Source organism: Dellaglioa sp. CoH-56-MRSF-10, assembly GCF_056782175.1.
Genome location: NZ_JBXAYF010000011.1, coordinates 1 through 7509 on the forward strand (window position 1 = coordinate 1; position 7509 = coordinate 7509).

8 protein-coding genes are annotated in these 7509 nt (G+C 33.3%); all 8 read left to right on the top strand.

Annotation, left to right across the window (positions count from 1 at the left end):
• Window positions 1-583: 583 nt before the first annotated feature.
• Window positions 584-742: a hypothetical protein gene (locus AC1RP4_RS07465; protein ID WP_185931198.1), complete on the top strand. Its 159-nt coding sequence runs from the start codon at window positions 584-586 to the stop codon at window positions 740-742.
• 159 nt (window positions 743-901) lie between these two features.
• Window positions 902-1333 carry a GNAT family N-acetyltransferase gene (locus tag AC1RP4_RS07470; RefSeq protein WP_220741389.1) on the top strand — a complete coding sequence of 144 codons (432 nt, stop codon included), beginning with the start codon at window positions 902-904 and terminating at the stop codon, window positions 1331-1333.
• Window positions 1321-1485 carry a hypothetical protein gene (locus AC1RP4_RS07475; protein WP_013102110.1) on the top strand — a complete coding sequence of 55 codons (165 nt, stop codon included), beginning with the start codon at window positions 1321-1323 and terminating at the stop codon, window positions 1483-1485. The genes AC1RP4_RS07470 and AC1RP4_RS07475 overlap by 13 nt, the downstream gene beginning before the upstream one ends.
• Window positions 1486-1974: 489 nt before the next feature.
• Window positions 1975-3210, top strand: a complete 1236-nt coding sequence (mobV, locus tag AC1RP4_RS07480) for a MobV family relaxase (RefSeq protein WP_481761987.1) — start codon at window positions 1975-1977, stop codon at window positions 3208-3210.
• Window positions 3211-3713: 503 nt separating this feature from the next.
• Window positions 3714-4868, top strand: coding sequence for a RepB family plasmid replication initiator protein (locus tag AC1RP4_RS07485; RefSeq protein ID WP_481761986.1), 1155 nt, complete (start codon window positions 3714-3716; stop codon window positions 4866-4868).
• Complete coding sequence (locus tag AC1RP4_RS07490) at window positions 4861-5505, top strand: hypothetical protein (RefSeq protein ID WP_481761985.1); 645 nt, start codon at window positions 4861-4863, stop codon at window positions 5503-5505. Before AC1RP4_RS07485 ends, AC1RP4_RS07490 begins: the two co-directional genes overlap by 8 nt.
• Entirely contained in the window at window positions 5493-6692 is a 1200-nt protein-coding gene (locus AC1RP4_RS07495; protein WP_224143287.1) for a restriction endonuclease subunit S, read from the top strand. The genes AC1RP4_RS07490 and AC1RP4_RS07495 overlap by 13 nt, the downstream gene beginning before the upstream one ends.
• Window positions 6693-6754: 62 nt before the next feature.
• Window positions 6755-7509, top strand: a 755-nt coding sequence (locus tag AC1RP4_RS07500; protein WP_481761984.1) for a plasmid replication initiation protein, incomplete at its 3' end; no start/stop codon positions are given.

Consider the following 7509-nt stretch of genomic DNA (forward strand, 5'->3'; position numbering starts at 1 on the left):
AAAAACAAAAAGTTAATCCTGAAAATTACATTTTTGGCGCAATGAGAAATACTTTTGAAGTGTGGTACAGCGAATACTTGCAATCATTAAGTTAAAATGGCTAAATTAGCTCATATAAGAGCCATAGAGAAACTTTAAAAGCAACAAAGTACAAAGACTAGTAAAATGTTAAAAATGCCTTAGAAGCGTTATTAAAGGCAATTAAAATCAAAGGACAAGATAATATCTTGTCCTTTTTTTCTGATTATTTTGAAGTTAAACAATTAAATTATGTATCATACTACCTTTTTTAGAAAGCTCATTTTACACTGCGTAATACGTCTGTTTACTGTCACTTACCATATCAAAAACAGTCAAAAATAAAAGGGTATATAAACTCACAAGTTCGCCCTTGTATTTTTTTTATGTTTTTTATCTGTTTTCATCACAGCAAACGACCGAAAACGCACTGGAAAAAATGAACTATCAAAATAAAAAAAGGGGGTGATCTATGTACATAATTTAATAACTTAAAAATAATCATCAATCCAGCTTCACTCACTCAACACCTAAAAAAAATGTGTTTAAAAGAAAGGACAGAAAAATGAATAAAAAGTTTTTAAAGCAACAATTAGATAATGCAGAAAGCGAGAATAGAGTGATAAGTAAAGCTCAAAATGAACAAGAAACTAAAGTGTTAATACGAAAATATGGAACGCTAGGTAACTTAAATAAACGATTGTTAGAATTAGAATATTTTTAAATTATAAGGAGTGGAAATAATGGAACTAATAAGTGTAGAAACAATATGTGAAACAATAAATGGAAAAGAATATGATTAATTAATATCATTTCCTAGTTTTAGATAATTGAATCCTCTCCTATTTCTTATTAAACTTGTTTTAGGAAAAAGGGGGCTACAATGATTACAAAATTAAACAGTTTTTCAGACAGGGATTTAGAACAATTGGCACAGATTTGGTTGAATGGCAATTTACAAGCACATTCATTTATTCCCGCTCAGTATTGGAAAAATCAATTTGTGAACATTAAAAAAATGTTGCCTGAAGCAAATATTTTTGTGTATAGGAATAATGAAATAATTATCGGTTTTTTAGGCGAATTAGATGGTTACATAGCTGGATTATTTGTTGACATGAACTACAGAAAGCAAGGTGTTGGTAGCCGATTAATTAATTACCTAAAACAAATAAACGACAAATTAACACTTTCAGTCTATGTAGATAATATTAATGCCGTTAATTTTTATGAGAATAAAGATTTTATCATAGACAGTGTAGGTATGGATACTGAGACTGATTCAAAAGAGTATCGTATGACTTGGGAAAAATAAAAGGTAAAGACTTTTTTTATAAAAGCTTTGCTTTTTATTTTGCAATAAATAATGCTAATGTAAGTGACAGAATAATTAGTACCAATATCGCTAAGACACTTTTGATGCCAAAAGCAATAGTTAGACTTATCAAAATAATAAGTGGCAAATAAAAATAGTCCAATTTATTGACTTCTGAGCAATCCATACCAGTGTAGATTTATTAAAATTGTTACCAAAAAAACGCGTGTAGTTTGCTTACAGGAAATATTGGTCATAACTTAATACGATGAGAAATTATATTAGCATTCAAAATAAGTTGAGATACAGATACTATCTCAACTTATTTTTTTATGGGGTTAAGCTGACACCAGCTTGCCCCACGCGGGTAGCGTTCTGCATGACATGCTCTCACTGAAAGTGATCCTGCAATGATAAATTGCCCCGTCACGGCGTGACCCGCCAGAGGTTTTACAAGCCGGATAAGTGGCGCTGTAAAATAGCAGTTTCCCCAGTAAGAAGGGGAAACGCTACGGTCATCGCTTGGCGATGACGCGCCTCGCAGAGCCTGTCCAAAATATTATTTTGGTATAACAGGCTATACCAGATTTTTAACGGTGTTATACTGGTCTTGGAAAACCCTTTTTGAGGAGGCATTTTTGATGGCGCATTTAAAGAAAAATACGCGTGGCGCAGTCCCAGGTTTAGCGGTTCACTTTGAACGTAAAACCGACCATCACACTAACAAAGAAATTGATGTGTCGAAAACCTATCTAAATCAAGATCTGATGGCGGATGGTTCTGATATGCTGTCACGCTTCAATGCGCGTTTAAATGACGTTTATTGCATGAAAAGAGACGATGTGAAGGCGTTAGCGACTTGGATTGTCACTTTACCTGAAGAACTTACAGAAGCGTCCTACGAGCAACAGAGCGCCTTTTTTGAAGCAACCACTAATTTTCTGAATGACCGTTATGGTCAAGAAAATGCCGTGGCCGCTGTCGTACATTATGACGAGACAACCCCTCACTTGCACTATGCCTTTGTCCCAGTGGTTTTTGATAATAAAAAAGCACGTGATAAAGTATCCGCTAAAGAAGTCCTCACGCGCCATGATTTGCAAAGCTTTCATGAGGATTTAGATGAGCATTTAAAAAAAGTGCTGCCCTTTTATGAACAAGGGATTTTAAATAACAAAACCTTACCGTTTGAGAATGTCGCTGAAATCAAAAAATACAACGATCAGTTTAACGCTTTAAAAACTGAACTAGCCGATATTGAAGACAATATTCGTGCGAAACAGGCCGTACTTAAAATCACGGATCAAGCCTTAACGGAATTGGACTTAGCCGAAAAACAAATTGATGCCTTTAAACAAGACTTATCTAAAAACCTCTTTGGTAAGACGGTGCTTAAACCAGATGACTTAGATCGCTTTAAAAGTGTGTTAGCCACGATGAAGAAAGCCACCTTGCAAAGCCAGCATGAGACACGAGAACTCAAGCAAACGTTAGGCCAAGTCAACGCGCAATTAGCTGACATCCAAGCTGACTATCAAAACCTGAAAGAAACTCATCAAATGTTTCAGAAGCGGCAGCGAGAACAGCAAAAAATGGACTATGTGATGCGTGACATGCTTAAAAATGATTATGGTGTCGACAAACTATCGCATACTGATGTGGAGGCTCGGTATGTTCTTTATAAGCTGGATCATGAAGAACTCACTCAAAATAAAAAAGTAGCCCAGACCTGGTTAAAGACACTGACGACAGCTAGAGCAGATCCAGATACGAAAATAGCGCCAACTAGATTAGATTGGGGTATTGAACAAGTTAAAGCATTAATTAATCGAATCATTGAATTAACGCGTGATATTTTTAAAGGGCCAAGTCTTTAACGTTATAACGGCCTATTTGCTCGTCTAAGCGTTTTTAACCATGTGACGTAGAAATAATCATCAAATAGATTCAAACGTCGCTATTGGCTTAATAAGGGGCAATTAGGTTACATAACCAGGAATCCATCATTTAAAATAATGCCAAACAAAAAGAACACTCTGGACAAACATTATGTACAACGGTGTTCTTTTTGTTTTGTTTTTATTAATTCAATAAAAAGGCGAAGCCTATTATAAGTTTATCTTTTATATTTTAATCTTTTGTTCTTTTGCGTGGTTATAAAGTGAGCATTAGCAATGCTTCAAAGCTAAATACGTGTACAAAATACTGTGCATACGTGTACAAAATACTGTGCATACGTGTACAAAATACTGTGCATACGTGTACATTTTATTTTTTCATGTACACGTAAAATGCTATAATAAAAAGCATAAAGAAATTCCCGACAAAAAGTTTTTCTTTATGCTTATATCCAACAACACGCCCAAAGGAGTGTATCTATATGTCCATTATATCAGAATCAAAGACAAGGCAGGTGCAGACCTTGAATGAATTATCAAAAAGAAAAGTGGTCGAACACAATAGCTTAATCACATCCATTGCCAAAATGGATAAAACGCCGCTTAAAATGTTTGAATTAGCTGTTTCTTTAATCGATACAGAAAACCCACCTCAAGATCAAACGGTTTATTTATCAAAGCAAGAAATGTTTGCTTTCTTTAAGGTGAATGATAACGATAAACATAGCCGATTTAAACAAGCGATTGAAAGAATGCAGAAACAAGCTTTTTTTCAGATTAAAAAAGAACAAGATAAAGGGTTTAAGTTTGTTAGTATTGTGCCAATCCCTTATGTGGAATGGACGGATTATAGTGACGAAGTAAAAATTGAATTTCATCGTGAAATCATGCCTTACTTAATCAATCTTAAAAACAATTTTACGCAACATGCTTTGTCAGACATCGCAGAATTAAATAGCAAGTATGCCATTATTCTATACCGTTGGTTATCGATGAATTACAACCAGTACGAGCATTACAGCTTTAAAGGTGGTCGGAGACAAGACCAAATTGATAGTTATCGTAATCCTGAAATTAGTATCCGAGATTTACGAGAAATGACAGATACGATAGATGAGTATCTGGATTTTAGAAATTTTGAAAAAAGAATTTTAAAAAATGGTATTGAAGAAATTACAAATAATACAACTTTTAATGTGACGTACGAAAAAGTTAAAAAAGGGCGCAGCATTGATAGCATTGTCTTTCACATTACTAAAAAACAAGTTGCGGCTGATAGTAGTTATAAACAGGATGATCCCGTTTATATCGAGGGCAAGATTCGTCAAGAAGAAACAGAAGATATGTTGACTGTTAAGGCAATAAAAAGTCCCTATACAAAGTTACTTATGGAGCAGTTTTTATTGTCATATATTGATTTAACGGATACGACTATTTTGTCAGGGTTACAGAAAAATGTATATCCACTTTATGACGAATTAAAAGAATTACGTGGTTTAAAGGGCGTGAAAGAACACTTAGCCTATATCAGAGACAAACAAGATGACTATTCGAAAAAGAATATTGCTAAGTATCTTAAAAAATCGATTGAACAGTATCTACCAATCGTTAAAAGGCAGGATATAGATCATGAGTGACAATTTAAAAACGATTCGAGAACTTGCAGATGAGTTAGGAGTTAGCAAGAATAAAATTCATTATCAAGTTTCTAAAATATCAAGCGAATATGTAGTTAGAAATAATAGTATGAAGCTATTAACCGCTGAAGCGGTTAAACAAATAAAAGAAAATATAGGTATTGAATTAAACAGTAGTTTAAACAGTAAGTTAAATACCGTTAAACACCAAGAAAACACTAATATAAAAGGAAATACAAGTGTTGAAGGCGTTGAATTAAACAGCACTTTAAATAGCTATTTAAACAGTCTTAAACACCAAATTGAATATCTTGAATCTCAAAATACCAATAAAGATGAACAAATAAAAAGTTTAGTGGAAGCACAAAAACAAACGCAAAATTTGTTAGACCAGCAACAACAATTAGCCTTACAAGATAAAAAGTTGTTAGAAGAATACAAAGCAAAAAACGACAGATTAAAAGTTCTCAAAATGCCCTCACAGGAAACACAATTCAAACACTTAGACAATCAATATAAAGATGAAGTGAACGCTCTTAAAGAGAAGTTGGAAAATTTGCAGGAACAAATCAAAGATCAAAAAAGGATAGAAGAACAAGAAAAACCAAGAAAATGGTGGGGACTATGGCGAAAATAGATGATTCAGTTAAAAAGAAAGTTCCTGAATTGCGATTTGCGGGGTTTGCTGACGATTGGGAAGAGCGTAAGTTGGGTGAATTAGCTAGTTTTTCAAAAGGCAATGGATATACAAAAAATGATTTAGTCGAATTTGGAGATCCAATAATTTTATATGGTCGCTTATATACAAAATATGAAACAGTTATTGAGAAAGTAGATACATTTGTAAATAAGAAAGATAACTCAATAATTAGTGAAGGATCTGAAGTCATAGTACCTGCATCAGGAGAATCTTCAGAAGATATTTCTAGAGCTTCAGTTGTTGGTAAATCAGGTCTAATTTTAGGCGGAGATTTAAATATAATTAAACCAGTAAATTATATTGATTCTATTTTTTTAGCTTTAACTATTTCTAATGGATCTCAACGACAAGAAATGTCGAAGAGAGCTCAAGGAAAATCTGTAGTTCATCTGCATAACTCTGATCTAAAACAAGTAAATCTTTTATATCCAAAATTAGAAGAACAACAAAAAATTGGGACATTCTTCAAACAACTTGATTGCGCTATCGCTCTTCATCAACGTAAGTTAGATTTGTTGAAAGAACAGAAAAAAGGCTACTTGCAAAAAATGTTTCCAAAAGCTGGAGAAAAAATTCCTGAATTGCGATTTGCGGGGTTTGCTGACGATTGGGAACAGCGTAAGTTGGGGGAGATATTTAACTATGAGCAACCAACAAAATATATTGTTAAATCTACAGAGTATGATGACACTTTTAATACACCTGTTTTAACAGCAGGTAAGAGTTTCTTATTGGGCTATACAGATGAGATTACTGGGATTAAAAATGCTACCGTAGAGAATCCAGTTATTATATTTGATGATTTTACAACTGGTTCTCATTATGTAGATTTCCCTTTTAAGATTAAGAGTTCCGCAATGAAATTACTTAGTTTGAATGATAATTCTGACAATTTCTATTTTATGTTTAATACGTTGAAGAATATAAAATATGTACCTCAAAGTCATGAACGTCATTGGATTTCTAAATTTTCAGAATTTGAAATCTATAAACCTAGTCAGGAAGAACAGCAAAAAATTGGTTCATTTTTCAAACAACTCGACGACACTATCGCTCTTCATCAACGTAAGTTAGATTTGTTGAAAGAACAGAAAAAAGGCTTTTTACAAAAGATGTTTGTTTAGGGGCTATAATTATATAATGACCCCTAGAAAAGACTATTAAAACAGCCCTCGTTATCTACTAGTTGGATAATGGGGGCTGTTTTTTTGTTAAATGGTATAATGGATCATATATAGCAGGACTATTATTTCAAATCAAGCAAGGATTTGATCCCAAGAAAAAGAAAAATTTACCCAATCGACTTTACCTTGATGATTTAGAAGTTACAGCAAAAGACGTGTATATTAAACGGGATTTTGCTAATAAAACGGCTGAAACCCTTGATACAAGCGGACATCACGAAATCGGACGCCGACAAGAAAATAATAAAACAGCTGAAACCCTTGATACAAGCGGACATCACGAAATCGGACGCCGACAAGAAATGGCTGAAACCCTTGATACAAGCGGACATCACGAAATCGGACACAATCTATATAAGACTAACTTAGATACTAATAAAGATACTAATAAAGATACAAGCATGCTTGATTTTTCATCAATTAATTTCTCTCAAAATGTTCTACAAAAACAAAATCAAGACATTGTAGCTAATGCAAGCGAATTTCTAGTATCAAACGGAAATGCAGGTAAAATTCCTTTAGAAGCTGAAACAATAAAGTTAATCAGTTTATGGTCTGCAAATGATCCAAAGAAAATGGAAAAAATGATTGGGATTATTTTTAATGCTAAAAAAGCAAGTGAAACATTTATTACTCAACAAACAGGAAAACCAACAACTATCTTTTTAGATAACTATGAAGATTTGCAACATGACATCACAGTTTCATTGAGAAGAACATTTAACGCTATTAGAAATAAACAGGATAAAAAACAAAA

Bases quoted from the DNA above. Each gene is read 5' to 3' on its own strand.
- AC1RP4_RS07465 (WP_185931198.1), top strand. From the start codon at position 584: ATGAATAAAAAGTTTTTAAAGCAACAATTAGATAATGCAGAAAGCGAG.
- AC1RP4_RS07485 (WP_481761986.1), top strand. From the start codon at position 3,714: ATGTCCATTATATCAGAATCAAAGACAAGGCAGGTGCAGACCTTGAAT.
- AC1RP4_RS07495 (WP_224143287.1), top strand. From the start codon at position 5,493: ATGGCGAAAATAGATGATTCAGTTAAAAAGAAAGTTCCTGAATTGCGA.
- mobV (WP_481761987.1), top strand. From the start codon at position 1,975: ATGGCGCATTTAAAGAAAAATACGCGTGGCGCAGTCCCAGGTTTAGCG.
- AC1RP4_RS07470 (WP_220741389.1), top strand. From the start codon at position 902: ATGATTACAAAATTAAACAGTTTTTCAGACAGGGATTTAGAACAATTG.
- AC1RP4_RS07490 (WP_481761985.1), top strand. From the start codon at position 4,861: ATGAGTGACAATTTAAAAACGATTCGAGAACTTGCAGATGAGTTAGGA.